The following is a 25,938-nucleotide window of genomic DNA, read 5'->3' as shown; positions in this document are numbered from 1 at the left end:
TAAGAAAATTAAGCGCACATGGGCGTATTTTTGGGATTGAAAAAGCTTGATTTGGCATGAGGTGCTGTACATAAGTGGGTCAAATGCAGAAAGATGGGGGCTTCGTGTAAAGTTAGGTTTATCTTGTAGCAAAACTCATCTAGGTACTGTTGTAGATGCTTTTGGCCAATGCCATGGAAAGTGTTGTTAATAGATTTACCAGCCTGTGCAGCGAATGCAAGGAGAACGCGAAATCTTTTGGAACTAAAGCGTCCAGTAATAAATTCGATGCTGCTTATATGTGATTCGATATGTTGTTGGGTGAAATCCAATGTTGCGGAGCGTTGAAAAAGCCTTTCTTTTACATGTATTTTGGGAACAAGTTTGAGTTTGATATAGGAAGGTTCGCCCTGACTGTTAAGGGAGGAGCCTGCTAGAAGATAGTGTTCCTGCGGATGGTTGCGGAAGTAAGGATTATACGGCTTTCCATAGACGGCTGAGTTTACTTGGACGATACCCGAGAGTAATGTGCCTTGGTCTGCTGTACTTATGGCGTGACGAATTTTGTGGAGGATGAGCCAGGCTGTTTTGTAGGTGACACTAATAATCTTGGAGAGCGCGACAGCATTTGTGCCCTGTTCCGTACGCGATATCAGAAAAATTGCTGTAAGCCATTTATGTAAAGGCGTGCGACTGCCTGCCATTATAGTTCCAGCTGTAAGGGATGTTTGGTGATGGCATTGAAGGCATTCATAAAGAGGGAGTCGGCGTGTACTAGTTAGGTAAGCATGCGAATACCCACAGTGAGGACAAGAAAAACCGGAGGGCCATTTCGTCGAAAAAAAGTAATCTATACAGGCTTTCTCAGTGGGGAATTGCTGCTGAAACTGCTCTAGGGTGCTTGGTAAATGATTGTTCGTCTCCATTATGACACCTCTATCCGAGAAACATTAGAACATTTGTTCTTATTTTATTATATCGAATATTCGTTCGTATATCAACTCTAATTCATACTTTTCTTTTATTTTTGCAAATATTTAAGGTATAGCAATTTAGGACAGTAACAATTAGTCATAAGGTAGGCTGAAAACGGGTACTGGGGATTATGGAGGTTAGTCTGGAGATTAAATGAAAGCCTCAGCAAAGAGCGTTTAATCTTATGGGTTTGGGTATATGATCAATAGGAGGATTTTGGTTCGTGGTAAGACTCATTTTTAAAAAATCCGTGATTAAAATAATATTTTAAAGTATGAGATTCATAAATTCGATCGGATCTGAGCAGCGATTTAGGACAAAGAATTCGGTGGATATATAAACATAATGAGTGATGGGGATAGTGTCTATATACGAGTTTGAAGTTGATTTATAGGCAAGGATATTTCCTTTTTATGGAATATTCATGAAGGGTAAGGTATAAGGTAAGAAGTAAAAGTAATAAGTGAGAAGTGAGGAATGAGGAATGAGGAGTAGAGTGTGAGCTATGACTGAATGCATTTGGATAAATAAAGAACAATAAAAAAATTAGAATTAAGAACATGATGGAACTGGAGCTATTGAATTTTAATTGAAAAGCAGCAAGATGAAGAAAAACCGTCAAGGATCATGAAGAGTGGTCCTGACGGTTTTTTGGTTTGGTTATCGTTAGTTGTGCTGACTAGTTGAGCTCTTTGAGCGGTTCGAAGTTTGGGTATATATACGGTGATTCGGGGGTTGCGGTTTTTTCGATTTGGGTTGCTTTTATGGTGAAGATGTCGTTTCCGTTGTAACTGCCGTTTTGGATGGTGCCTGTGACTTTGACCCACATGTCTTTGGGGTAGCTTTGAGCGGTCGGGAAGTCAATCATGACTCCGTAAGGGGTAGCATCAGCGGAACAGCAGCTTACAGCAAAGCGTCCGACGACGAATTGGCTTTTTGACATGTTCTCTTCGCGGTAGACGAAGCCGGTGAGTTCGATTTTTTTACCTATGAAGTTGTTTTTGAAAAGGTCAATGGACGAAAGGATTTCCATATAAATTTCTGGCTTTACGACGATGGTGTCTTTTTTGTAGAGGATCATGCCGATTTTGGAAAAATCTTCATCCCACTCGTTATCAGCGTGGAACATCTTTTGGAGCTCGGTATCGGATTTAGCGATTGTTGGAGTCTCAATACCAGAAGCAGGAACAGGTCTGATAGCTGAGCTATTGTTCACAGGTGGAACTGTTGTGGGACTTGGAGCAGCCGCAGTTGACTGGTTGGACGTATTCACACCTGTTGAGGCGCTATTGTCTGTGATCAGGTCTGTATTTTGTTTGGCTATACTAGATTTAGCAGCAGAGAGATTCATCCCTTTGGCAGCTACCATAGCACTACTTAATGCTGTATTAGGCAGCAGAAAGCCGATTAACAACGGCAGAATCAGCAGTCCGTAAGCAACTGTATTGCGAAAGGTTGAGCGAGAAACTGGTTGTTCACATTCGCAGGCAACGGGTTTGCCCCAGTAAGCACGCAGTGCCATATAGCCTTGAAAGCAGGCAATGATGTAAAGGATAACGGAAGCGATTTTGACATAAATCATCATACGCGGAGCTATGTAGTATTGAAGGGCATCTGTCTTGGTGAGGATTACGATGTAGCTGGAAAAACCAAGCAAAATTAACGTACGAAAGAAATAATGGAAGCTAATTAATCGGACTTCGCTCATGTCAATTCCTCCTAGATTGTATGACTTTAAAAGTAAGAAAAGCGTTCCAAAAGCAGTGAACAACCCAGCACGGTGATAAGAATTAATGCCGAAAGCAGGAGTACGAATTTTGATTTGAAAACGGAAAGCATCATAAGTGTGCTTTTGAAATCAAGCATAGGCCCGAGAACCAAGAAAGTAAGCAGTGAACCAGACGTAAATGATGTTTGAAAAGATGAAGCGACAAAAGCGTCTGATGTGGAACATAGAGAAAGAATATAGGCGAAGCCCATCATAAACAAGTGGGAACTGATAGGGCCCTGACCAATGGCAAGCAGGCTTTCGCGCTGCATAAAAACTTGAATCAGTGCGGTGAGCAGGGAGCCAAAGACGAGATATTTGCCCATTTCGAAAAACTCATCAGAAGCATGAACGAAAAATGTATTTAATTTACTGGATATTCCACCACCCTGGTGCTGATGCCCCTCCAACGCTTCTTCACTGGAAAAGTTGGCGCGGCTTATACGAAGCGGATTACTTTTGATAAAGCGGTAGAGGATGAGTCCGATTATTATGGCAACGGCAAAAGCCAGCCCCATGCGGGAATAGGCGATAGCGGGATGATTTCGGAAAGCCATGAAGGTAGCCGCGAATACAATAGGGTTAATGATAGGTCCGGTTACAATGAAAACGACTGCGATATAGACGGGCATTCCTTTGAGTATTAGTCTTCGAACGACAGGAATCATGCCGCATTCACACATTGGGAATAGAATGCCTAAAACACAGGCGAACAGGATGCCGAGAATAGGGTTCTTGGGAATGAAGCGACGTATGGTTTGCTCGGATACGAACGTTTGGAGCAAGGATGAAAGCAATACACCTAGTAAAATAAAGGGAATAGCTTCTAATAGGATGCTGATAAACAAGGTTTTGAAAGTTTGAATGCGTTCGGTCGTTAGCAGAGAAAGTGTAGGCATGTCATTGTTTAGAAAGATAAGCACAATTAAAAGGAAGCAGATGGCGAATATAACATGCATGCTCGCTCGAAACACAGTAGTAGGCATTGATGAAGGCTCCTTAATCATAATTATTACTATTGTAACCTATGATGAATGAAAGGGGAATAGGACAACTTTGTTAAAGACGAGATGTTCATCTACTTGACGCAAGAGGTCCATTTGCTGCACTATGTTAATAGAACAATTTACGACAGAGGGGTAATGCAAGTGGGCACTCATACGCATACGATTGACGAGATGCTAAGGGCTATGGCTCAGCAAGGATGGAGAATTACTGAGCAGCGCAGGAGCTTAGCAACGTTATTCGCTGAATCCGGAAGTTATTTGTCACCAAAAGACGTTTATGAATACATGAAAGTTAAATATCCTGGTGTGAGTTTCGATACTGTCTACCGTAATCTTCGATTGTTGAGTGAGATGGGTGTTCTGGAGCAGTTTCACTTGGCGGATGGCTTGAAATTCAAGGCGAGTTGTTTGTCCCATCATCATCACCATATGATCTGTATCAGTTGTGAAAAGACGGTCACCTTCGAGTTCTGTCCGATGAAGCTTGTGAAGGATTTGCCGGAAAGTTTTGAAATTCAAAGCCATCGTTTTGAGATATTTGGATATTGCTCAGATTGTAAGTCGGGCATCCCTACCTCTTCAGAGCTGCACTAAAAAAGTCGAGGAAAGTAAAAGCAGTCTGCTTGAGGTGAACTCAGCGGAACTGCTTTTTTTTGTATATGCATTGTTTTTATAGTTGAAATTCTGTTAATCGCTTTTGCCAGTCATCTTCGAGAGTTTTCGCATCCAGGTCCATTCCTATGAGGACGAGATAAGGCGTTCCTTGGAAATTGGTCTGCTGCCAGTTCGTGCGTTTGCCTGCGAATTGCATAACAAAGGATTCGTGCTTAGCGCCAATAATCAAATAACCTTTCGCGCGAAGTAGTAGGGAGCCCCATTTTGCTAAATAACGTTCCACAAAGCGCTGAGACACGGCAAGGTCATCATCCATGGGGATTGTAATGGTCTGAATACGTGAGAACGATGGGGTATTTTTGGATGTCTCGCTTGGCGGCTGTGCAGGTTTAATAGCTTTAACTTGAAACTTTTTGTTGAAACTGGGCGAGACGGTGGATTGTAATCCTTGTGGACTGAGAGTGCCGAAGATAAGCTCTAGATCAAATTGACTATGTGCAGTTGGAAGTAATAAGGAGCGTTCATTGAATTTGCGAATTGTTTTTTCGATGGATCTCTGTTGTTTATCAGTAATTAAGTCGATTTTGTTCAGAATAAGAAGATCCGCAACTTCCATCTGTCTGCGAAGTGTATGGACAAGCTCTCGGTCCGAGGCGAAAATACTGTTATATTCAAGCACGTTTTCGGCGTCAAGTATGGTGATGACTTTATGCAGTTTCACATGAGGAAGTAGTGCTGGCTCCGTCAATGCATCGACGATTTCCTCTGGGTTGGCTACACCGGTTAATTCAATGAGAATGACGTCAGGCTTGCGTACTAAAAGTTGTTTAATGGAATCACTAATATCACTTTTCTTGCTACAGCAGATGCAGCCATCGAGCAGTTTGGCCATGTTAACATCAGGTGAGGCTTTTTGGAGGAGATGGCCGTCTACATCTTGTTTCCCAAGCTCATTCATAAGAACAGCCGGGCTCAGGTTAAAGGAGGCAGCTTCTTGAAGCATGCGGATGAGCAGTGTTGTTTTGCCGCTGCCTAGAAATCCACTCAGTACGATAACGGGAACTTTGCTCAAAACAAGGACTCCTTCGTCATGGGATTAAAAAGTAATTATTACGAATTGAATTGTAGTATAAAAAAGGGCAGGCCGCAAGATGGTTATACTAATTTTCTCCCTTTAGTGCTTAGGAGACTATGTTATAATAAAGCCAACTTGAAGAACTCGGAGGTACCCTTTGACGATGAAGTATGTAGCCTAACTTTTTCTGCTAAAACGAAAATGTTCGTTTGATAGGCAGACTCTACGATTGTGCAGGTAGAGCGAGTGGGATACGTATGTCTAAAGGGGCTGACTCTTTCGGGGGTTGCTGTTCTTTGCATACAAAAATCATGACTTGTTCTTCCTGACCGTAGGCGATTGCTTGCGGTTTTTTGTATTTGAATTTAAGGAGGAAATGAGTCTATGACTTTACTAATAAAAGCAATGAATGTGATGAAGGAATTTGCGGGGAAACCACTTTTTGAACAAGTGCAGTTGGAAGTGAATGCAGGGGAGCGGATCGCGATCTATGGACGCAATGGCATAGGAAAGACGACGCTGCTTCGTCTGTTGGCCGGCACACTGGAGCTGGATAAAGGCAGCGTGGAACGCAGGCTGCCGCTCGATCAGTGGGGATGGATGGGGCAGCAGACGGAGGCTGATGAGGCGGTGTCTACACACGCCTATGTCGAGGAAGGCTGCCCAGAGCACTGCGCTGCGAAGCGCCGCTTGAAGGAGCTGGAGGCGCGGATGCAGGACGCGGCTGCTCCTTGCATGGAGAGTCTGCTAGCCGACTATCAGGAGGCAGCAGAGCGATACATGGGGCTGGATGGCTACCACTGGGAAACCCAAGTGGAGCGCAAGCTGTTGCAGCTCGGCCTCGGCCGTGAGCTGTGGGATCAGCCTCTCGGCCTGCTGAGCGGCGGGCAGAAGACGCGCGCCCAGTTGGCGCGTCTGATGGTGCGCGAGCCGCAGCTGCTGCTGCTCGACGAGCCGACCAACCACCTCGACGCGGCGTCGCTCGAATGGCTCGAAGTGTGGCTTCGAGCCTATCCGGGCACCGTCGTATTCGTTTCCCACGATCGCCATTTCATGGATCGTGTGGCGACTTGCCTGGTCGAGCTGACGCCTACAGGCAGCCGAAAATACCGGGGCGGGTATACGGAATATACCCGCCAAAAAGAACTAGAGCTGCGTACGCAGGAGCAGCTCTACCGCAAGCAGCAGCTTCTGCGGGAGCAGCTGGAGGAGAGCATTCGCACGTATCGGCAGTGGTTCCATCAGGGCGAGAAAAACGCCCGGGTAGCTGAAGTGCCGATACAGCGCGGGTACTTTCAGGCGCGAGCCGGCACGCATGTCTCGCGGATGAACGCGAAGATGAAGGAGTTGGAGCGCCTGGAGGGGGACCGCGTGGAGAAGCCGCGGGAAGCGGCGCACCTGAAGGTGAAGTTGAGCGCGAGCGACTTCGCTTCACGCTCGCTTGTGAGCCTGGAGCGGGCCGCGTTCCGATACGGCGAACGCGAGTTGTTCGCTGAGTTGAGCCTCAGCGTGGACCGCGGGGACCGTTTGGCCGTGCTCGGCCCCAATGGCTCAGGCAAAACGACGCTGCTAAAGCTGCTCGTCGGTGAACTGCAGCCCGCTGCCGGCAAGGTGCGGCAGCACCCGCAGACGTCGATCGGCTACTTCTCGCAAGAGCTCGAACATCTCGACGACGGCGAGACACTACTGGACAGCTTGCTGGCGCTGTCTGCCATGACGCAGACCCAAGCCCGCACGATTCTAGGCTGCTTCCTCTTCTCCGGCGATGAGGTGCGCAAGCGCATCGGTGATTTAAGCATGGGCGAGCGCTGCAGGCTCGCCTTCCTCAAGCTTTACTTCAGTGGCGCGAACTTGTTGGTGCTGGATGAGCCGACGAATTACTTGGATATTGATTCGCGGGAAAGGATTGAACAGGCGCTGCTTCGCTATCCCGGCGCCATGGTCATCGTCTCGCACGACCGCTTCTTCATTCATAAGCTGGCGACAAAGCTATTGTGGCTGAGCGCGGAGCGCAGCCCAATCGCTTTCTCCGGCACTTACGATGAGTATGCGGAGGCGAGTTTGGCGAGTGAGAGCTCGCCGGAGCTGCTAGCGCGAGCCAACGAACGACGCCAGCTGGAGCTAACGCTGGCGCAGCTCATGAGTGAGGGGGCGTGGAGCCCCGAGAACGCCCCTGCGCAGATTCAGATCATCCGAGACATCAAGACGAGGCTCTCGGAGCTGCAAGAATAAGCGCGTGTAAAAAGAATAAGCCGGGTGCGCACCTCAGGATGCGCTTTCCGGTTTATTTGCTTTTTGCGACGTGAAGCAGCTCAGGTACGGTTACAAACGTGTAACCAGCTGCTTTGAGCTTACTAATCAACGGTCCGATAGCCTGTACCGTACCCGACAAATCCTGACTGTCAGCACCTCCGGAGTGCTGAAGGATGATAGAACCAGGCTTCGTTTGCTGCATGATATTATTCAGCACCTGATCGGAGTTCAGCGATTTCCAGTCAAGGGAATCGACATTCCAGTTCACGATCAAATAATGGTGGTCAGCGATCCATCTGACCTGCTCTTCGTTAATCGCGCCATACGGCGGGCGGATTAGCTTAGGTGCATAGCCGATCAAGCCTTGCAGCACACTCTCTGTGCTCATAATCTGACTCTGGAATTTGTCCACCGTCAGCTTCGGCAGGTTCGCATGACTGTAGGAATGATTCCCAATAATATGGCCTTCTTTGACAATCCGCCTAATCATATCCGGGTGGGCGTTAGCTTGAGAACCAAGTACGAAAAAGGTTGCTTTGACTTGGCTCGCTTTAAGCGCATCAAGCACTTTTGGCGTAAATCGGGTGTCAGGCCCGTCATCAAAGGTTAACGCTATTTTCTTTTCCTGAGCAGAGCCGCGTACCTTGAAGGTATCGGGATATTTTACGACCAGTTGAGAGAGTGTAAGCTTTTTCTGAGAAATTCTAACTTGGCCTTGATTTTTTTGAACAGGAACAGAAGGTTTCTTAGAAGATTCTGGATGCACTGCTGCTTTTTTTGGGCTAGGTTTGGGTGAAGGTTTGGGTGTTAAAGCAGCAGGTGTTGCTTCTGGTTGAGCTGAAGACGTGGGTGTTCCAGCAGAGAGTGGACTATTCATGCTCCTCGGACTTGCAAGTGGCTCAGTATCAATTTCGTCGTTGCTGGCACTAGAATCTGTTGTTAAATCTTGTTCTTCTACATGAGAATTTTGTGTAGAGCGTTGATCGTAATAAGACTTATTTTTTGACACACCGCAGCCTGTCGCTAGCAAGCCTGCGATGGCGATGGACCAAAGCCATTTGGTCATGGCAATCCCCTCCGAGCATTATGAATATGCTCTAGCTTTTGTTAAGAAGGGACATCCTATCCAGTGAAAATAACGGTATCAATAGACACAATACCCTGCAAGAAATATCCCGTACGTTGTAGCCGCAGCTAATTGACATGAACTATTTTGGATCATGGACCGTCTTTACATATACCCAAGCAGTACTTGCAGCAAGAAAGGAGAGGATTGAGTTCATGAAAGCCTTGATAAGCAACAACAAATTAGTTGTACTGCTGGTTTTTCTGCTGTGTGCAGGTTGCTTTCATGAGGAAGCCTCAACTCCGTCTCCGAATCTAATGACTTCTCGAACTCAAAAAAATGACAATGATTTTTCCGTCGTTGCAGGTGAAAAAATTGGCATTCAAGATCAAGTTCAACCTATACACTTAACACCAACCAAAGCAATTTCATTCGTGGATGAGCTTCATGGATATGGTGTCGCTTCGGGCAGCCGCGATCTTCAATTCTTGAAATCCAGCGACGGTGGAATAACCTGGCGGGCTCTGAGTAGATTGCCTCAAACGATCATGCCGAGCGCGATTTCTTTTTTTGATTCTCTAACGGGTTGGCTGCTTGCCGGTGAATCGTCTGATGAAAAATCAGAACTTCGATTAACCTTAGACGGTGGTCAAACATGGGAGGTAATCGCGCAGGACTTACCTGGATTAGAGACTAGGGGAGAAGAGCCGTTTTTTCGCTTTTTTGACCGACATCGAGGGTTGATTGCGTTCCAGAGTGGTAAAGTCATGATGCTCCTTCGCACACAAGATGGGGGTTTGACTTGGTCCGCATCAAGCCGCATCTCAATGCCAATAGAAGAGAAGGGCGTGTTTACGTTCCGTTCAGCCATTGAGGGTTGGTTTATTGGGCCCAGTAAGAAGGATAAAGAAGTATCGATGCTGTATCATATGACAGACGGGGAGACATGGCAAGAAACAGGCAGGCTGCCGAGTTTTCTTACGCCGCAGGCCATTTCTTTTACTGATTCAAAAAATGGGTTCATACTCTTGCATACGAATCCTCAAAATAATGAGAAAACATGGCAATTCCTTCGGACATTTGATGGAGGCAAAACGTGGAACCAACACGAATTTCCTAGCACATTCCAGCCGCTGGCTGCGAGTTTACAATTAAGTTTTCCTACAGCGACTAGTGGCTGGCTTTTGGATGCTAGGGATTTGTGGCGAACGACAGACGGAGGGATGAACTGGCGATTGCTAACGCCATAAACCTCTTATATGATTTTCTGATAGGTAACAATATCGAGAAATTGGCCCCATTTAAAGCCAACCTCACGGAAATGTGCGCACTGTGTATAGCCATTTTTCGTAAACATATGAATACTAGGTTTATTATCCGCGCAAATTGTAGAGATCAGAGCGTGGAAGCCGCGCTCTTTGGCGACCGTTTCTATGTACTGAATGGCTGCCGAGCCCAATCCTTTGCCCGTGCATTCTGGATGCAAATAGATCGTCACTTCCCCGGTGGTATCATAGGCTTGCTTTTTCTTATGCGGCATGACTTGCACATATCCTTGAAGGCTCCCGTCCCAAGTTATCACATAAGTTTGGTAACGCGGGTTTGGATGAATAACACTCTCCGTAAATTCTGAGATCTCTACAGGGTCTGTGTGAAAAGAAACAGTCGTATGCATGACAAAATGATTGTAAATATCCATCAGAAGGGGAATATCAGACTCTTCTAATTTTTTAAATGATAAGGTAGACATGGTGTAAGCTCCTCGCTGTGAGATTTAGACAACACATTCCAAATATGTTCCACGGAAGAAGCTGAAATCCTTTTTAAAAAGGACAATTCGAAATAGACAACTAACCATATTCCATGTATCTTAGATATATTGTCTTACTATTCATAAAAGATAAAGTTGAGCCATCGGAAATAGGGGGAGTCACATGTCGGGCAATTCAAGCTACATTCTCGTGATCGTCATTGGCGTAATCGTACTCGCTGGTCTTACATTCATGAATCTTCGCAAAATAAGCAGATCTACTGCGGATCTGACCCAGCTCAAAAGAAGAACACTTCTCTGGAGCGAAATATCACTTGCGCTTTTTGTTCTGCAATTTTTCTTCCGTGATCGTGAAGGAGGGTTCCTGCTATTCTTTGGAATTCTCACCCTATTTACAGGAGCGCATTATCTCGGTGTATTGTATTATTCACGAAAAAGAAGCAACTAAAGGCGAAGAAGCTCTCCTCAGTAGTTTCTACTACGAAAGGAAAGCTTCTATTTATATTCCTGATTTTTTACAATTTAAAATCATGCCTGTTATTCGTTCCAACTCGATGGGTGCGTTTTTGTCGGCGTCTTCCATTTTTGATACCATTTCTTCTTTTTCTTCTTCTCCATTAACGTTCTTAATTGCAGCATGACCAGCTTGGCCCTGTCTTCATCCGCATATTTGTTGCGCAAACGTTCAAAAATTGTGTGATCTTGCATAGGATACCTTCTTTTCTGACTGTAAGATGAATGCGAAATAAACAGAATGTATGTTCTTGTTTCTATCATATCACATGAGGTGTGTAAGAGGGAATACAAGGTTTTGAAAATCATTTAGGAGTATAATAATGAAGGAGACTATGTATGGATAGATTGTTGAAATTTTTATATTCGATTTACTTCAACTGTATATTTTCACTTTAAAGATGGGAAACTGTGGCGGATTGCCTATAGGATTACTGATAAGGAATCGTCATTTGAGTATTACTCAGAAATAAGAAAAGAACTAGGACTAGCCTACGGCAAACCTAATTCTGAAGGATCTGTATTTACGAGTGAAAAGCAAGCGAGACGATCCGTGCTCAATTAAAAGGAAAGAGTAAGGATGCAGGTAATGAAATCATTTACAATGGAATTACAAGTGGTGATATGTTTATAAGGGCGGATTGGGAAAAAGAAGATCACACTATCAATATGACGCTTAGTAATAGTGGGACAACAAAGAAGAATAAAACATTTATAGATATATCAATAAGAAAAAATGGCATAGAATTTACTGGTTCTAAATAAAAAAAGCCGCACTTAGCGGCTTTTTTTTCATTTAATCGTTTTGATGTGGCGCCGAGCTCCATTTAAAACAAATCTGCAGATTAAGGAAAAGCTGTATCATGTCAACATTCCTAGCATAGTATGTAGGAAGGTGGTGATGATAAATGACATTTACACTTGCAGACTGGATGATGTACACGATGTGGGCGATATTTGGATTAATGATCATTGATTTTCTAGTCGCCTTTTTCCAATCATTTTGGAAAGGCTCGTTTGACCCAACTTTTGTATTAGGTTATTTAAAAGATGTCCTATATATTGTCCTGCCATTAGAGATTGTTTTATCCTTGATTCCAACAGATCCAACGGGGTGGACTCTTGTTATTTTTTATTTCGTTGGAGGTATCGCTGCAATTCTCAAGTATGTATTGGACATTAAAAGAAAATTTCAATAAATAAGACTGTGGCCTTCCTTCATGGGAGGCCTATGGTTTTCATAGAATAATACAAACCGTCTTAAAGGAAGTGAGTCCATGAAGAGATATCAGTGGATCAAGTGGCGAACATTCATCCTATGGGTCGCAGCGCTCGTCTTAACCGGCATGCTGTTATGGGCAGGAGGACCGACATCTTGGAATATCGCATTGACTATTATCGGTATTGTGATGCAGCTGCTCTTTGCCATCATGTTCATGATTGTCCAGTTCGTAGCACTTTTCTGGTTCCTAGCTCGTGGACGCACGTATTGGATTCTGCCTGGAGAGACTGGGGCCACTTGGGAGGACTACCGGGGCAACCCCGAAATCGTCGAGAATGCCAAACGGATCGTCACCCTGCTGAAAGGCGTAAAGGAGTTCAAGGAAATGGGTGGTGAGGCGATCAGAGGCTTGCTGCTTTGCGGTCCTCCTGGCACTGGTAAGTCCTACCTGGCTCAGGTGATCGCTAACGAAGCGCAGGTGCCTTTTGCTTATGCCTCGGCTCCCAGCTTTCAAAACATGTTCTTCGGCGTCGGCAACTTGAAGGTAATGGGCCTCTACAAGAAGACTCGGAAGCTGGCGACTGTGTACGGCGCCTGCATCATCTTTATCGACGAGATTGACGCGATCGGGATGAGTCGCCAGGCGGGAGCAGGAGCAGCAGGAGGAATGTTCGGCATGGGCGGCGGCTCTGGCCTGCTAAACGAGCTGCTCTTACAGATGGACCCGCCGAACATCGACAACTCCAAGATTTCCAAGATGCTTCGGTCGCTGGGGCTGCGTCGCAAGAAAGCAGAGCGGCCGGCGGTGCTGACAGTCGCTGCGACCAACCTGCCCGATGTACTCGACCCTGCACTGCTCCGGCCTGGCCGCTTCGACAGGCAGCTCTGGGTCGATACCCCCGACTATGATGGTCGGGTGGATGTCTTCCAATACTATCTCCGGAAGGTGAAGCGGGACTCAACGCTAACTCCGGAAGCTGCAGCGCTCGATACGGTCGGTTACAGCCCTGCGCAGATCAAACATATTGTCAACGAATCGCTTGTTATCGCCCACCAACGGGGAGCCCAGGAAGCCAGTTACGAGGACTTCCGTGCTGCCATGGAAACCTATGAGTGGGGACTCAAACAGCCGCTCCGCTCCATGAGAGACGACGAGAAGCGGAATGTCGCCTACCATGAGGCCGGTCATGCAGTGGCCCAGTACCTATTGAAGCCTCACGACCGGGTCTGGAAAGTGACAATCATCCGCCGGGGCGGCGCGCTCGGTCTCGCTGCCACCAAGCCGACGCATGAACGGTATAACCGAAGCGATAGTGAGATATTAGCGGAGATTCAAGTCTGTCTGGCAGCCCGGGCAGTGGAAGAGGTGTTCTTAGGGAAGAAATTAAACGGTGTCACCTCCGACCTGCAGCAAGCTACAGAAATGGCCGGCGCCTACCTTGGTATGGTCGGTATGGGCGATGAGCTTTTCAGTTGGCTTGCGACGGGTTCTCGGGCTGATGCACTTAAGGCACTTCGGCCAAAGATTAACGAGCTTCTGAAGGATCAGATGCTCCAAGTAAAGAAATTAGTAAGGGAACACGTCGACTTCGTCCACGCCATTGCATCGGAGCTGCTAAAGCAAGGCGATCTAACCGGCGAGGAGATTGAGCAGATCTATGTACGGCTGTATGGCCGTAGTCGGCCAGAGGCAATTGAGGTAAAACCCCAGGCGGTTATCGATTCCCTGGCACAAGTTGCTCAGGAACAGCGGCCGGAGGAGGACGCCAACGAAACGAAGGATTCCGAATAAACTTTCGATTTATCTTTTTCTTTTTAGTACAGCTGAATAACACTATCTAATAAGAAGCGTACAGAAATAAACCCTTATAGAAAAATAAGGGTTTTTAGCAATCTGTGTTATAAAATAATAACGGCGACCGCTTGCGCGATCGCCTCATGGGAGAGGAGAAACCGGACGAAGAACTTATGGGGAAACGTAAGTCTTCTCCGCGGTTGTCTACGACATTCTCTGATGTCGATAGTTCAAGGATGACCGTTTTACGGGAAATTTATACATCACGGGGATAAATTTTTTGTGTCCGATTAGAGCTTGTGGTACGATAGCAAAAGAATGAGCCAGCTAGAAGGGAAATACGTAAGATGAGAGTGATTTCAGGCACCGCCAAAGGCAGGCCGTTAAAAGCTGTACCCGGTACCAGCACGCGGCCAACAACGGATAAAGTGAAAGAAGCGATCTTCAGTATGATTGGTCCTTATTTTGATGGAGGTCAGGTACTTGATCTATTCGCAGGTACAGGCGGACTCGGGATTGAAGCGCTCAGCCGCGGGATGGCTAAGGCTGTCTTCATAGATATCGAGAAGAAAAGCATCGACACGATTGGGCATAATTTAGTAACCGCAGGTCTCAAGGACCAAGCTGAGATCTACCGAACGGATGCTGCTCGTGCATTGAAAGCATTAGCGAAGCGGGAGCAGCAATTTGAACTCGTTTTCCTCGATCCTCCGTACAAAATGAAATTTATCGCGGAGCTGATAAGTACGATGGAAGAGCAGTCGATCGTTTCATTGAATGCCACGATAGTTGTGGAACACGATGCTAAGGATGTTCTCGAAGATACCATCGGAGGATTTAAGCAGCAGCGAAGATCCGACTACGGAGATACCGCTGTCACGATTTACAAAGGATCAGCAGAATAAATATGAGCAAGTTTTTAAGGAGATGAACAGCATGATGAGGCAAGAACACGGTATTACAGTTGCCGTTTATCCAGGCAGTTTTGATCCTGTTACACACGGCCATCTTGACATTATACATAGAGCGGCAAAAGTGTTTGATAAGTTGATTGTAGCTGTACTGAATAACACTTCCAAGAATCCTCTATTCACATTGGAAGAACGGATGGAGCTCATTAGGAAGGTGACCAAGGATCTGCCGAATGTAGAGGTGGATGGTTTTAGAGATTTAATGGTTAATTATATGAAAGCTCGCAATGTGCGTCTAATTGTTCGTGGACTTCGAGCGGTCTCAGACTTTGAGTATGAATTGCAGATGGCTTCTACGAATCACAAGCTGAATCCAGATGTAGAAACTTTCTTTATGACTTCGAAACCTCAGTTTTCGTACTTGAGCTCAAGTATTGTGAAGGAGATTGCTAAGTTTCACGGGCCAGTGGAAGATCTAGTTCCGGCTGAGGTGGAAGAAGCGTTGAAGAAGAAATTCCCTCGAATCTAATGGAATTACGAATCAATAGTTTTCTTTTTGAAAGTTCTCAGGACCGTTGAAATTATCATCATCAAAGTGAATAATAGAAGGAACTGCGTCAGCATAGGTCCCCACAGGCCCCATGCCGATTCGCCGTTCAGTGGAAAGGCAGCCGTAGGATATTCGCTTTTGGTTTTGTCTAACCATAGAAAGCTAGGCTCAGAATCCAACAAAAGCAGCTGCAGCGGCTTCCAAAGCAGAACAGTTACTACCAACGCAAGTACAGCGTGAAGAGCACGGGACTGAAAGAAGAACAGATAACGAGCATCTGTTTTTTGATGAAAGCCTGCTACTTGCGCGTGGGCAGACAAGCCTCCCCAGCCAAGAAAAGCGCTTAGGAGCGCCATTTGCGGAAGTAAGGAGAGGCCTTGTGCTTGGCTAAAAGCATAAGCGCCCAGATGAATTTCCAGAATCCCCTTGAGCCACTGAGGAGTGGTATCGGTGTGGACATTCATAAAAGCAAGTAAATAGTGTGTGACGGGTCGAAATACATCCGTAAGATGAGTTATGTTAACTACATTAATCAGTACGGAAAAGATCATCATATAACCGCCAATTAGCATTAAAGTTTGCACAGAAGAGGTTACCGAATCCCCTAGGAGCTTACCGAACGGACGTCCATCGTGTAAATAAGCTTGGCGCATCGTTGATAAGGAGAGTTTCAAGACGGAAGCGGATGATTGATTATTAGGCCGCAAGGTGGCTATTTGGAGTTCTTCGGAATCAGCTAAAGGCTGCAGTGCTTTTTTGGAATTTCTCATCAGGAAGCCTGTTAAAATAGCGGAGGCATAATGGACGACCGCAAGTATGAAGCCCAGCTTTGCGCTGTGCAGAAAGCCGACGCCTACGACCATAATTAGGAATAAGGGGCTGCACAAATGGGACAGTGCCGTTAATCGTTCTGTTTCTGTTTGGGAGATGAGGTTTTTTTCCCTCAGAGTAGCTGTAATTTTGGCTCCGGTAGGAAATCCTACTATAAGACCTGAAGCTAGCGCCCACCCACTTACACCGGGAAGGCGGAATACAATCCTCGTCAGCGGCTCTAAAAGAATGCCTACTCCTTGAATAACACCAAAACCGATTAACAGCTCGGTCATAATGAGAAAAGGCATGAGTGCCGGAAATACAAGCTTCCACCAAATTGTAAGTCCCTCGAGCGAAGACTGAAATGCCTTGTCCGGGAATAAAATGACAGACACGACTACAAGGGCAGCCAAAGACCCCAGTACCAGCGTTGTGAGTTTGGAGTTGGATCTTACATTCTTGGGCTGCATCATATCACCTCGTCCTTTAAACATGCTTCAATTGTACGCTAGAGCATGCGGGTTTAGACCAAGCTTTCGCTTGGAGGTAAGGCAAGAGACATCTACTTGTATAAGGCATCAGGAAGGGGAACCTGCATGGAGAACGAAGAAGAGAGTACGATTCGTACATGGTCGAATGATTCGTATCGATATCCGAAAAGATCGGCGACTAGGCGCTATTTAATATCCGCGATTGTCGGAGTTGTCATTGTTTATTTGTTGTTTTTTGTAAGACTTCCATTTTTTATATTCATGCCAGGGACTGCGGAAGAAATTAAACCGATGGTGACGATCCCCAAAGGCTCTGATGACGAAAAAGGGACGCTGATGTTAACCACAGTACGAGTTGCCGATGCCAACATGGTCAATTATTTAATTGGACTCGTACATCCGTATGAAGAGATTCAGCCCAAAACGAGTGTTTTGCGTAAAGGTGAGTCGGAACAAGAGTATTCACAGCGCCAAGAGTATGTTATGTTGACATCCCAAGCAAGTGCTCTTCAAGCGGCCTATAAGCAAGCCAAAATCCCCTTTCATATCAATCATGAAGGGGTTATGGTACTCCAGACGTTGCCTGGCCTATCGGGAGAAAAGGTTCTCAAACCAGGAGATGTGCTTTTAAAAGCTGGAGATAAAGAAGTGAAGGTCGCGCAAGATTTACTGGACTCACTTAAAGGTAAAAAAGCGGGGGATACAATTTCTATCACGTATTCGAGGAAAAAAGTCGAACAGCAAGCTACGCTGACGCTTGGTGCTCTTCCTAAGCAGGAAGGCGAGCAAGGCGAACCGCGGGCAGGTATTGGCGTTGTACCAGCGGATATGCAGGCTGTAAAAGCGGACCAGGAGGATCAACAAGTATCCATTAAGGCTGGTGAGATTGGCGGTCCTTCGGCGGGATTAATGTTCTCCTTAGAGATTTACAATCAACTAGTGCCAAATGATATTACCAAGGGTTATCGCATTGCGGGGACAGGAACGATTGAAAGCGACGGCACTGTAGGTCCAATTGGCGGTATTCAGCATAAGATCATTGCCGCGGATCGGGAAAAGGCCGATTATTTCTTTGCACCAAAAGATGTTACTTATAAAGATGGTACCAAAATCGAGAATTACACAGCAGCTGTCGAGAGAGCCAATCAAATTAAGACCAAAATGAAAATTGTCGAAATCGGCACAATGGAAGAAGCACTCAAATTTCTAGCAGCATTGCCTCCGAAATAAGCTAGATCTAGTAAAAATAATATAATTTAAATTGACAAAAGGCATTCAAACTGGATATAATAATCTTTGTTTGTTTGGGGTGAAAAACACATGCAAATTCGTTTTAGAGAGCTATCTCTTAAAGGGCAGGTTCATATGACCGAAGAATTGGCCTTGACCGATCCGTTTGAAGGACGTCAAGATATCCTTGGTCATGGTCCCGTACACGTTGATCTTCAAGCCGTGTATGAAGATGGAGCAGCAAAAGTTAACGGTACGTTAACGCTAGACTTGGAGTTAATTTGTTCACGATGCTTATCGCACACTAACCAAACAATCGAACTTCCTTTTGAGGAAGTCTTCATGCAAAAACCAGAAGAAGAAGATCCAGATCTAGACGAGGATATTCATTTAGTGGTTGGAGATAAAGTCGATTTGGAGCCTTACGTTGTAGAAAATGTAGTGGTCGGTTTACCGTACATACCACTTTGTGACGAAGCGTGCAAAGGTCTCTGTCCTGTGTGCGGAGAGAATCGCAATCAACGCGATTGCGGCTGTAAGCAGGAGAAGATTGATCCTAGGCTTGCAGGTCTCGCGGACTTTTTTAACAAAGAATAAGGCATCATTGAAATTCGTATAAGGAGGTGTTTTGAATATGGCAGTACCTCAAAGAAGAACGTCCAAAACTCGTCGCGACAAGCGCCGTACTCACTTTAAATTGGAAGTTCCAGGCATGGTGAAATGTGAACAATGTGGAGAACTGAAGCTAGCACACCGTGTGTGCAAGTCTTGCGGAACTTACAAAGGTAGAGAGATCGTAAAAGCATAAGATTGGACATAGTACTTCATCCTAGTGTGAGGTGCTATTTTTTTTGCTTTCTTTTTGGCTATAAATTTAATATACTACAGTTTAGTATCTGGTAATAAGATGAGATCTCACGAGATAAGGTGGTGCTCGCCATCGAACGCCTTCCTAAACGACAAAGGCAGCAGCAATTGCTTCAAGCCATTGAAGCTAATCCTTTTATGACAGACGAGGAACTGATGCGAACGTTTCAGGTCAGTATCCAAACCGTCCGCTTGGATCGGTTGGAGCTCGGCATTCCTGAGCTGCGGGAACGAATGAAGCATATGGCGGTCAAAACGTATGATCATGTACGCTCACTGCCAATTGATGAAATTATTGGAGAAGTGATTGATTTACAGCTGGATCAAAGCGGTATCTCGATTTTTGAAATTAAAGAAGATCATGTTTTCTCAAGAACCAAAATTGCAAGAGGACATCATATTTTCTCGCAAGCGAACTCCCTGGCGGTTGCCGTCATCGACGATCCCATAGCTTTAACAGCTTCTGCAGACATACGTTTTATTCGTTCTGTAAAGCTCGGAGAGAAATGTATCGCCAAAGCCTATGTGCGTTCCGTTTCCAAAGGGAAAGCAAGAGTCGAGGTGTTTTCATATGTTGGCGATGAAACGGTTTTTCGAGGCAACTTTGTGATCTTTCATTCGAAGAAAGAGCAACATCTAGATAGGGAGGACAAGCTGCATGCGAATCGCGATTGATGCAATGGGTGGCGACAATGCTCCTAAAATCGTAGTCGAAGGTGCACTCGCAGCGGCCAAAGAATGGAAGGATGTACATATCATTCTGGTCGGTAACAGCGCCGCGATTGAAGCGCATCTCACAGAAAGGCCAGCGAACTTAACTATCCATCACACGGAAGAAGTCATTGAAGCAGAGGATGAGCCTGTTAAGGCTGTTCGTCGCAAAAAAGACGCTTCCATGGTGGTAGCAGGAAGGCTGGTACGTGAGAAGGAAGCAGAAGCCATGATTTCTGCAGGAAATACAGGTGCTTTGATGACGACTGGATTGCTAGTCGTAGGAAGAATTCCAGGGATCGAGCGTCCGGCACTAGCACCCATGATTCCAACTATGGATGGAAACGGAGTTCTTGCGCTCGATCTGGGAGCAAATATGGATGCAACAGCCGAACAGCTGATTCAATACGCCATTATGGGCAGTATTTATCGCTCCAAAGTTCACGGTATTGCCAAGCCTCGTGTGGGCCTGCTGAATGTCGGTACAGAAGCGACCAAAGGGAATGAATTAACGAAAACGGCATATCCTTTAATGGAACAAGCCCCTATTCATTTTGTGGGGAATGTCGAATCTTCTCAAGTGCTTCGTGCCAAATGCGACGTCATCGTGTGCGATGGATTCGCTGGGAATATTATGCTGAAATCATTGGAAGGCGCTGCGTCTACCATTTTCTCAGCACTGAAACAAGAGTTCACCAAAACCATTTTTACTAAACTTGCAGCGGCTGTCTTGAAACCAGGACTTACACAATTCCGCAAAAAGTTGGATTATAATGAACATGGGGCGGCCCCGTTTTTGGGTATTGATGGATTAGTCCTAAAAAGCCATGGCTCCTCCGATGCGAATGCTATTAAGAATGCAGTTCGTCAAGCGAGAATTGCCTTGCAAAATGATTTGGTTGGCACGATATCTGCCGAAATTAGCCACGGGAAGAGAGATATAACAACATGAATTTAATACCAGTTGGGGTACTCGGAACGGGTAAATATGTACCAGAACGAATTTTAACAAATCAAGAATTGGAAACCATGGTCGAAACGAATGATGAGTGGATCGTGACCAGAACGGGTATACGTGAAAGAAGAATAGCCTCCGAAGGACAAGCTACGTCTGATCTTTGTTATGAAGCCGCACTGATTGCTCTGACTAATGCAGGGATTACGGCAGACCAACTTGATTTGATTATAGTAGCAACGATTACACCTGATATGGCATTCCCTTCAACGGCATGTATTCTCCAAGAGAAGCTGGGAGCCAAAAAAGCAGCAGCTTTTGACTTGTCAGCAGCTTGTTCAGGCTTTGTATATGGGCTAGCTAATGCCTCTAACTTCATTGCCACAGGTACATATAAACACGCACTTATCATTGGCGCTGATTGCTTATCCAAAATTACTGACTATACAGACCGAAACACATGCATTCTTTTTGGCGATGGCGCTGGAGCCGTTGTTATTGGGGAAGTGCCTGAACATAGAGGTTTCAAATCGTTTGAGTTGGGTGCTGACGGTACAGGAGGTCCGCTTCTAAAAATTGAAGGTGGCGGGTCGCGTAATCCTTCCTCGCAAACCTCCATTGACCAACGTTTGCACTACATCTACATGGCCGGAGCTGAAGTCTTCAAATTTGCCGTCCGGATCATGGGCAATGCCGCTGATGAAGCGCTGCGCAAAGCAGGCTGGGAAAAAACAGACATCGATCTGCTCGTACCGCACCAAGCGAATATGAGAATCATTCAAGCATCTTTAAATCGTCTAGAACTGACAGATGACAAATGCATGATCAACCTAGACAAGTACGGCAATATGTCCGCGGCCTCTATCCCAGTAGCTCTCGCTGAAGCGGTTGAGCAGGGAAGATTGAATGAAGGCGATCGTCTTGTACTAGTCGGCTTCGGCGGCGGTCTTACTTGGGGCGCAGCTGCTTTGGTTTGGTAGTTCGTTACTGCCTGCACTATCCCCAAGGCTCAGGTGTTTAGAAAGAGACCATTCTTTTCTCTTTTCCACTGAGCCCGGGGTTACGCTGGATAAAGTACACGATCGATTGTAAGTCTTACAGCTGAGATTAGTTTTCCGATGAGGCTATTGGCGCTATCCCTAAGGCTCAGGTGTCTAGAGAAGGGCCATTCTTTTCTTATTTTGCACTGAACCCGATGGTTACGCAGGAAAATTGCACGTTTGACTGCAAAACTTTCAGCTGATAAGAGTTTTCCGTATGAAGCTATTGGTGCTATCCCTTAGGCTCAGGTCCTAGAAAAAGACTATTTTTTTCTTTTCCTCTGAACCCGATGGTTACGCAGGAAATTTGTGCGGTTGACTGCAAAACTTTCAGTTGATAAGAGTTTTCCGTGTAAAGCTTATTGGCGCTATCCCTAAGGCTCTGGTGTCTAGAAAAAGACAATTCTTTTCTTATTTTCTAGCGAACCCGATGGTTACGCGGGAAAAACACACGATTGACTGTAAGTTTTGCGACTGATAAAAGTTTTCCAAGTGATGCTATTGACACTATCCCTGAGGCTCAGTGAAGCAAAAAAACCTCTCTTTTCTTCTTTTTCGCTGAACCTAAGGGTTACGCTGGAAACTGCACGACTGACTGTAAGTTTCGACTGATAAAAGTTTTCTGGTGATGCTTTGGCAGTCTGAGTAAATAATTTGGGTGGAGACTGTTAGAGTTACTGAAGAATTGAAGAATTGAAGAATTGAAGAATTAAAGAACTGAGGAACTGAAGAATTGAAGAACTGAAGAACTGAAGAACTGAAGAACTGAAGAACTGAGGAACTGAGGAACTGAGGAACTGAGGAACTGAGGAACTGAGGAACTGAGGAACTGAGGAACTGAGGAACTGAGCTAAGGGGATAGTGTCAATAAGGGGGATGGAAAAAAAGGTCGTCCGTCGAAAAAATGGAATTTTAAGTAAAGCTTTATATTTAATTACTGAAAATTATCGTGGAAGGGGATCCTTTTCTCGTATGGGTAAAATAGCTTTTGTATTTCCTGGTCAAGGCTCGCAGTCCGTGGGTATGGGACAAGATTTATACACGAATCATCCTGCTGCTAGAGCATATTTTGAGCGCGCTAACGAAGCGCTAGGCTTTTCGTTATCTGATCTGATCTTCCAAGGTCCAGAGGACCAATTGAAGATCACCTATCACACGCAGCCTGCACTGCTGACAACAAGCATCGCTTGTTTGGAAGCGTTCAAGGCTGCGGGCATTAAGCCAGACTATGTCGCCGGACATAGTCTCGGTGAATACAGCGCGCTGGTCGCGGCGGGCGTGCTCGCGTTTGAAGACGCGGTCCGCACGGTGCGGGCCCGCGGCGAGTTCATGGAACAGGCCGTCCCTGGCGGCCTGGGTGCGATGGCAGCCGTGCTGGGAGCCGAGCGCGAAGCGCTTGCGGAGCTATGCGCGGCTATCACAAGCGGCGGCTCCGTCGTGGAGCTCGCCAATGTGAACTGCCCGGGACAGATCGTCGTCTCGGGCAGTAAAGAAGGTGTTGCAGCGGTTGTAGAACGCTGTAAAGAAGCCGGAGCGAAGCGTGCCATACCGCTCGAAGTGAGCGGGCCTTTTCACTCTTCACTCATGAAACCAGCCTCGCAGCGCCTCGCAGAGGTGCTCGCGTCGATCGAGATGAGTGATGCAGCCGTGCCCGTTGTGGCCAACGTAACGGCTCGTCCTGTCACGCAGCCTGGCGATATCCGCGGGCTGCTTGTTGAGCAAGTGTACTCTCCAGTATTGTGGGAGGACACCATTGTTTATCTGATAGGCCAAGGCGTCGATACGTTTATTGAGCTTGGCTCGGGAACGGTTCTCGCCGGTCTGATTAAAAAGGTAGACAAAACGGTGAAGACCGTGTCAATCGGCAGCCTAGAAGCTTTGGAGAAGTATATGCAGGAGGTACACAATCATGTTAACGGGTAAGGTAGCACTGGTAACAGGGGCATCTCGAGGTATTGGCCGAGCGATTGCTTTACATTTGGCTGAACATGGGGCTGATGTTGTTGTGAACTATGCAGGAAGTGAAGCCGCTGCTGGAGAAGTTGTTGAGCAGATTGAAGCGATGGGACGTAAAGCGATTAAGCTGCGTGCCGACGTAAGCAGTTTTCAAGAAGCTGATGATTTAGTGAAGCAAACGCTAGAAACTTTTGGTAAAATTGATATTCTTGTGAATAATGCTGGCATAACAAGAGACAATTTAATCATGCGGATGAAGGAAGAAGAGTTCGATCAAGTCATCGCTACGAATCTCAAAGGTGTGTTTAACTGTGTAAAAGCCGTTACCCGCCCGATGATGAAACAGCGTTTCGGTCGAATTATTAATATATCTTCTGTAGTGGGTGTGCTCGGTAACCCGGGTCAGGCCAACTATGTAGCAGCAAAAGCAGGCGTTATTGGCTTAACCAAAGCGACTGCGAGAGAACTATCTTCTCGAGGCATTACGGTGAATGCTGTAGCGCCAGGTTTCATTGAAACCGATATGACGGACAAGTTGTCATCCGAGATGCGAGAGCAAATGTTGAAGCAAATTCCACTGGAGCGCCTTGGCCAACCTGAGGAAATTGCAAAGGTTGTTCGCTTCCTAGCATCGGACGATGCGTCCTACATGACAGGCCAAACACTCCATGTGGATGGCGGCATGTACATGTAAGTTTTACCAGAAAGAGAATCTCAAAATTGACTACTGGCAATCTGTCAGAGATTCTCGTATAATACCAAAGAGGAGGTGAACCGGATGTCCGACGTATTGGATCGTGTTAAACGAATTGTTGTCGATCGTCTAGGGGTTGATGAAGCTGAAGTCACCCTCGAAGCATCTTTCAAAGAAGATCTAGGTGCTGATTCTCTCGATGTAGTTGAATTAGTAATGGAATTAGAAGATGAGTTCGATTTAGAAATTTCCGATGAAGATGCCGAGAAGATTACGACTGTAGGAGAAGTTACGAATTACATAAAATCTCATACGTAATAGTCTACCGAGTCCCGTTTCTAATCAAGACGGGACTTTCTCTCCATTTTCAAACAATAAAAAATGATGCTCTACTACATAGAAGGTGGTACAAATGAACAGAGTTGTAATTACAGGTATGGGCGTAGTTACTGCCCTTGGTCAAGATTTAGAAACGTTTTGGGGCAATCTGACTTCTGGTAAATCCGGAATCAGCTTGATCGAGAATTTTGATGTAAGCGAGTATCCGACTCGTATTGCTGCTGAGGTTAAAGATTTTAATATTGAGAATTATGTAGATCGTAAAGATTCACGTCGGATGGACCGTTTCGTTCAATTCGCTGTAGCTGGTGCGATTAATGCGCTAAAAGACGCGAACTTGAATGTGAAGGAAGATACGGATCCTGAACGTGTGGGCGTATCGGTCGGATCAGGAATTGGCGGTTTGAATACGTGGGAAGAACAGCATAGAATTCTTTTGGAGAAGGGGCCGAAACGCGTATCTCCCTTCTTTATTCCGATGATGATTGCGAATATGGCGTCTGGACAAGTTTCAATGATTACTGGGGCAAAAGGACCGAACTCCACGGCTGTAACTGCCTGTGCAACAGGTACTCACTCCATCGGTGATTCGTTCAAAATGATTCAACGTGGTGATGCCGACGTAATGATTTGCGGCGGTGCTGAGGCAACGATTACACCGATTGGTGTAGCTGGCTTTTGTGCTTTGCGTGCCATGTCAACTCGTAATGAAGAGCCTCACTTGGCTAGCCGCCCGTTTGATACAGACCGCGATGGTTTTGTCATGGGCGAAGGAGCTGGCGTGATGATTTTGGAATCGCTCGAACATGCTCAGAAGCGTGGGGCACGCATTTATGCCGAAGTGATTGGTTATGGGATGAGCGGTGATGCTTATCACATGACAGATCCAGATCCGGACGGGGCAGCACGTTGTATGGTCAAAGCGATTAAAGACGCAGGCATTAGCCCAGAGTCAATTTCTTACATCAATGCTCATGGAACTTCTACGTCAGTAGGAGATAGGTCAGAAACTACGGCTATTAAGAAAGCTTTAGGCGAACACGCCTACAAAGTAGCTGTCAGCTCGACGAAATCAATGACGGGCCATTTACTTGGCGCTGCAGGCGGTGTAGAAGCTGTTATCTGTGGTTTAACCATTTCTAATAGCTTGATTGCACCAACAATCAATTTGGTCAACCAAGACCCTGAGTGTGATTTGGATTATGTGCCAAACACAGCTCGTGAAGCAAAGGTAGACATTGCGATGTCGAACTCATTTGGATTTGGTGGACATAATGCAACGATTATCTTGAAAAGGTTTGAAGCATAATTTGCCTTCCTACGAAGAAAGATAACGGAATAT

General features: G+C 45.9%; 26 protein-coding genes. 18 read left to right on the top strand and 8 right to left on the bottom strand.

What is annotated here, in order from left to right; all coding sequences use genetic code 11:
- Window positions 1-8 precede the first annotated feature (8 nt).
- The 3 genes from AC58U0_RS14420 to AC58U0_RS14410 all read right to left on the bottom strand — a co-directional run bounded on the left by AC58U0_RS14420 (window position 9) and on the right by AC58U0_RS14410 (window position 3,708).
- The gene (locus tag AC58U0_RS14420) at window positions 9-905 is read right to left on the bottom strand and encodes a transposase (RefSeq protein ID WP_497379641.1); all 897 of its coding nucleotides are present in this window, start codon (window positions 903-905) and stop codon (window positions 9-11) included.
- A gap of 728 nt (window positions 906-1,633) precedes the next feature.
- Window positions 1,634-2,662 (bottom strand): TIGR03943 family putative permease subunit, encoded by a 1,029-nt coding sequence (locus tag AC58U0_RS14415; RefSeq protein ID WP_497379640.1) that lies wholly within the window; start codon window positions 2,660-2,662, stop codon window positions 1,634-1,636.
- Window positions 2,663-2,688: 26 nt separating this feature from the next.
- The gene (locus AC58U0_RS14410) at window positions 2,689-3,708 is read right to left on the bottom strand and encodes a permease (protein ID WP_497379639.1); all 1,020 of its coding nucleotides are present in this window, start codon (window positions 3,706-3,708) and stop codon (window positions 2,689-2,691) included.
- Window positions 3,709-3,864: 156 nt separating this feature from the next.
- On the opposite strand from AC58U0_RS14410, the gene AC58U0_RS14405 reads away from it, so the two are divergent.
- Window positions 3,865-4,323, top strand: a complete 459-nt coding sequence (locus AC58U0_RS14405) for a Fur family transcriptional regulator (protein WP_497379721.1) — start codon at window positions 3,865-3,867, stop codon at window positions 4,321-4,323.
- A gap of 76 nt (window positions 4,324-4,399) precedes the next feature.
- Here the strand turns inward: AC58U0_RS14405 and AC58U0_RS14400 are convergent, their stop codons facing one another.
- Entirely contained in the window at window positions 4,400-5,416 is a 1,017-nt protein-coding gene (locus AC58U0_RS14400) for a CobW family GTP-binding protein (RefSeq protein WP_497379638.1), read from the bottom strand.
- Window positions 5,417-5,803: 387 nt separating this feature from the next.
- Between AC58U0_RS14400 and abc-f the strand changes: the two genes are divergently transcribed.
- Complete coding sequence (gene abc-f, locus AC58U0_RS14395; protein WP_497379637.1) at window positions 5,804-7,651, top strand: ribosomal protection-like ABC-F family protein; 1,848 nt, start codon at window positions 5,804-5,806, stop codon at window positions 7,649-7,651.
- A gap of 52 nt (window positions 7,652-7,703) precedes the next feature.
- Here abc-f and AC58U0_RS14390 read toward each other — a convergent pair whose 3' ends face one another.
- Window positions 7,704-8,738, bottom strand: a complete 1,035-nt coding sequence (locus AC58U0_RS14390; protein ID WP_497379636.1) for a polysaccharide deacetylase family protein — start codon at window positions 8,736-8,738, stop codon at window positions 7,704-7,706.
- 215 nt (window positions 8,739-8,953) lie between these two features.
- Between AC58U0_RS14390 and AC58U0_RS14385 the strand changes: the two genes are divergently transcribed.
- A complete protein-coding gene (locus AC58U0_RS14385) occupies window positions 8,954-9,988 on the top strand; it encodes a WD40/YVTN/BNR-like repeat-containing protein (RefSeq protein WP_497379635.1) in 1,035 nt (344 codons plus the stop codon).
- 5 nt (window positions 9,989-9,993) lie between these two features.
- On the opposite strand, the gene AC58U0_RS14380 is transcribed toward AC58U0_RS14385, so the two are convergent.
- A complete protein-coding gene (locus AC58U0_RS14380) occupies window positions 9,994-10,488 on the bottom strand; it encodes a GNAT family N-acetyltransferase (protein ID WP_497379634.1) in 495 nt (164 codons plus the stop codon).
- Window positions 10,489-10,672: 184 nt separating this feature from the next.
- On the opposite strand from AC58U0_RS14380, the gene AC58U0_RS14375 reads away from it, so the two are divergent.
- The gene (locus tag AC58U0_RS14375; protein ID WP_047672726.1) at window positions 10,673-10,957 is read left to right on the top strand and encodes a hypothetical protein; all 285 of its coding nucleotides are present in this window, start codon (window positions 10,673-10,675) and stop codon (window positions 10,955-10,957) included.
- An 89-nt stretch (window positions 10,958-11,046) separates the two neighbouring features.
- Here AC58U0_RS14375 and AC58U0_RS14370 read toward each other — a convergent pair whose 3' ends face one another.
- A complete protein-coding gene (locus tag AC58U0_RS14370; protein WP_497379633.1) occupies window positions 11,047-11,217 on the bottom strand; it encodes a hypothetical protein in 171 nt (56 codons plus the stop codon).
- Window positions 11,218-11,930: 713 nt separating this feature from the next.
- Between AC58U0_RS14370 and AC58U0_RS14365 the strand changes: the two genes are divergently transcribed.
- From AC58U0_RS14365 to coaD, 4 genes are all read left to right on the top strand, one after another.
- On the top strand, window positions 11,931-12,221 hold the full coding sequence (locus tag AC58U0_RS14365) for a hypothetical protein (protein WP_497379631.1): 291 nt from the start codon (window positions 11,931-11,933) through the stop codon (window positions 12,219-12,221).
- Window positions 12,222-12,299: 78 nt separating this feature from the next.
- Entirely contained in the window at window positions 12,300-14,036 is a 1,737-nt protein-coding gene (locus tag AC58U0_RS14360; RefSeq protein WP_497379630.1) for an AAA family ATPase, read from the top strand.
- Between the two features lie 350 nt (window positions 14,037-14,386).
- Window positions 14,387-14,944, top strand: coding sequence for a 16S rRNA (guanine(966)-N(2))-methyltransferase RsmD (rsmD, locus tag AC58U0_RS14355; RefSeq protein ID WP_497379629.1), 558 nt, complete (start codon window positions 14,387-14,389; stop codon window positions 14,942-14,944).
- Between the two features lie 31 nt (window positions 14,945-14,975).
- Entirely contained in the window at window positions 14,976-15,479 is a 504-nt protein-coding gene (gene coaD, locus AC58U0_RS14350; RefSeq protein WP_029195317.1) for a pantetheine-phosphate adenylyltransferase, read from the top strand.
- 5 nt (window positions 15,480-15,484) lie between these two features.
- Here the strand turns inward: coaD and AC58U0_RS14345 are convergent, their stop codons facing one another.
- A complete protein-coding gene (locus AC58U0_RS14345) occupies window positions 15,485-16,786 on the bottom strand; it encodes a nucleoside recognition domain-containing protein (RefSeq protein WP_497379628.1) in 1,302 nt (433 codons plus the stop codon).
- 123 nt (window positions 16,787-16,909) lie between these two features.
- On the opposite strand from AC58U0_RS14345, the gene AC58U0_RS14340 reads away from it, so the two are divergent.
- The 10 genes from AC58U0_RS14340 to fabF all read left to right on the top strand — a co-directional run bounded on the left by AC58U0_RS14340 (window position 16,910) and on the right by fabF (window position 25,905).
- A complete protein-coding gene (locus AC58U0_RS14340; RefSeq protein ID WP_497379627.1) occupies window positions 16,910-18,034 on the top strand; it encodes a SepM family pheromone-processing serine protease in 1,125 nt (374 codons plus the stop codon).
- A gap of 90 nt (window positions 18,035-18,124) precedes the next feature.
- Window positions 18,125-18,631 (top strand): YceD family protein, encoded by a 507-nt coding sequence (locus AC58U0_RS14335; protein WP_497314213.1) that lies wholly within the window; start codon window positions 18,125-18,127, stop codon window positions 18,629-18,631.
- Between the two features lie 37 nt (window positions 18,632-18,668).
- Window positions 18,669-18,842: a 50S ribosomal protein L32 gene (gene rpmF, locus AC58U0_RS14330; protein ID WP_029195321.1), complete on the top strand. Its 174-nt coding sequence runs from the start codon at window positions 18,669-18,671 to the stop codon at window positions 18,840-18,842.
- A 119-nt stretch (window positions 18,843-18,961) separates the two neighbouring features.
- Window positions 18,962-19,576 (top strand): transcription factor FapR, encoded by a 615-nt coding sequence (gene fapR, locus AC58U0_RS14325; RefSeq protein WP_047672754.1) that lies wholly within the window; start codon window positions 18,962-18,964, stop codon window positions 19,574-19,576.
- Complete coding sequence (gene plsX / locus AC58U0_RS14320; protein ID WP_057301645.1) at window positions 19,560-20,564, top strand: phosphate acyltransferase PlsX; 1,005 nt, start codon at window positions 19,560-19,562, stop codon at window positions 20,562-20,564. Before fapR ends, plsX begins: the two co-directional genes overlap by 17 nt.
- Window positions 20,561-21,547, top strand: coding sequence for a beta-ketoacyl-ACP synthase III (locus tag AC58U0_RS14315; protein WP_497379625.1), 987 nt, complete (start codon window positions 20,561-20,563; stop codon window positions 21,545-21,547). The genes plsX and AC58U0_RS14315 overlap by 4 nt, the downstream gene beginning before the upstream one ends.
- Before the next feature lie 1,032 nt (window positions 21,548-22,579).
- On the top strand, window positions 22,580-23,530 hold the full coding sequence (gene fabD / locus AC58U0_RS14310) for an ACP S-malonyltransferase (RefSeq protein WP_497379624.1): 951 nt from the start codon (window positions 22,580-22,582) through the stop codon (window positions 23,528-23,530).
- Window positions 23,517-24,257 carry a 3-oxoacyl-[acyl-carrier-protein] reductase gene (gene fabG / locus AC58U0_RS14305; protein ID WP_057301641.1) on the top strand — a complete coding sequence of 247 codons (741 nt, stop codon included), beginning with the start codon at window positions 23,517-23,519 and terminating at the stop codon, window positions 24,255-24,257. Before fabD ends, fabG begins: the two co-directional genes overlap by 14 nt.
- Window positions 24,258-24,341: 84 nt before the next feature.
- Window positions 24,342-24,575, top strand: coding sequence for an acyl carrier protein (acpP, locus tag AC58U0_RS14300; protein ID WP_028558238.1), 234 nt, complete (start codon window positions 24,342-24,344; stop codon window positions 24,573-24,575).
- 94 nt (window positions 24,576-24,669) lie between these two features.
- Window positions 24,670-25,905, top strand: coding sequence for a beta-ketoacyl-ACP synthase II (fabF, locus tag AC58U0_RS14295; RefSeq protein ID WP_057301640.1), 1,236 nt, complete (start codon window positions 24,670-24,672; stop codon window positions 25,903-25,905).
- Window positions 25,906-25,938 lie beyond the last annotated feature (33 nt).

Source organism: Paenibacillus sp. J31P190, assembly GCF_059692075.1.
The sequence above is the reverse complement of the archived record's forward strand: the minus strand, read 5'-3'. Positions and strand labels throughout refer to the sequence as shown.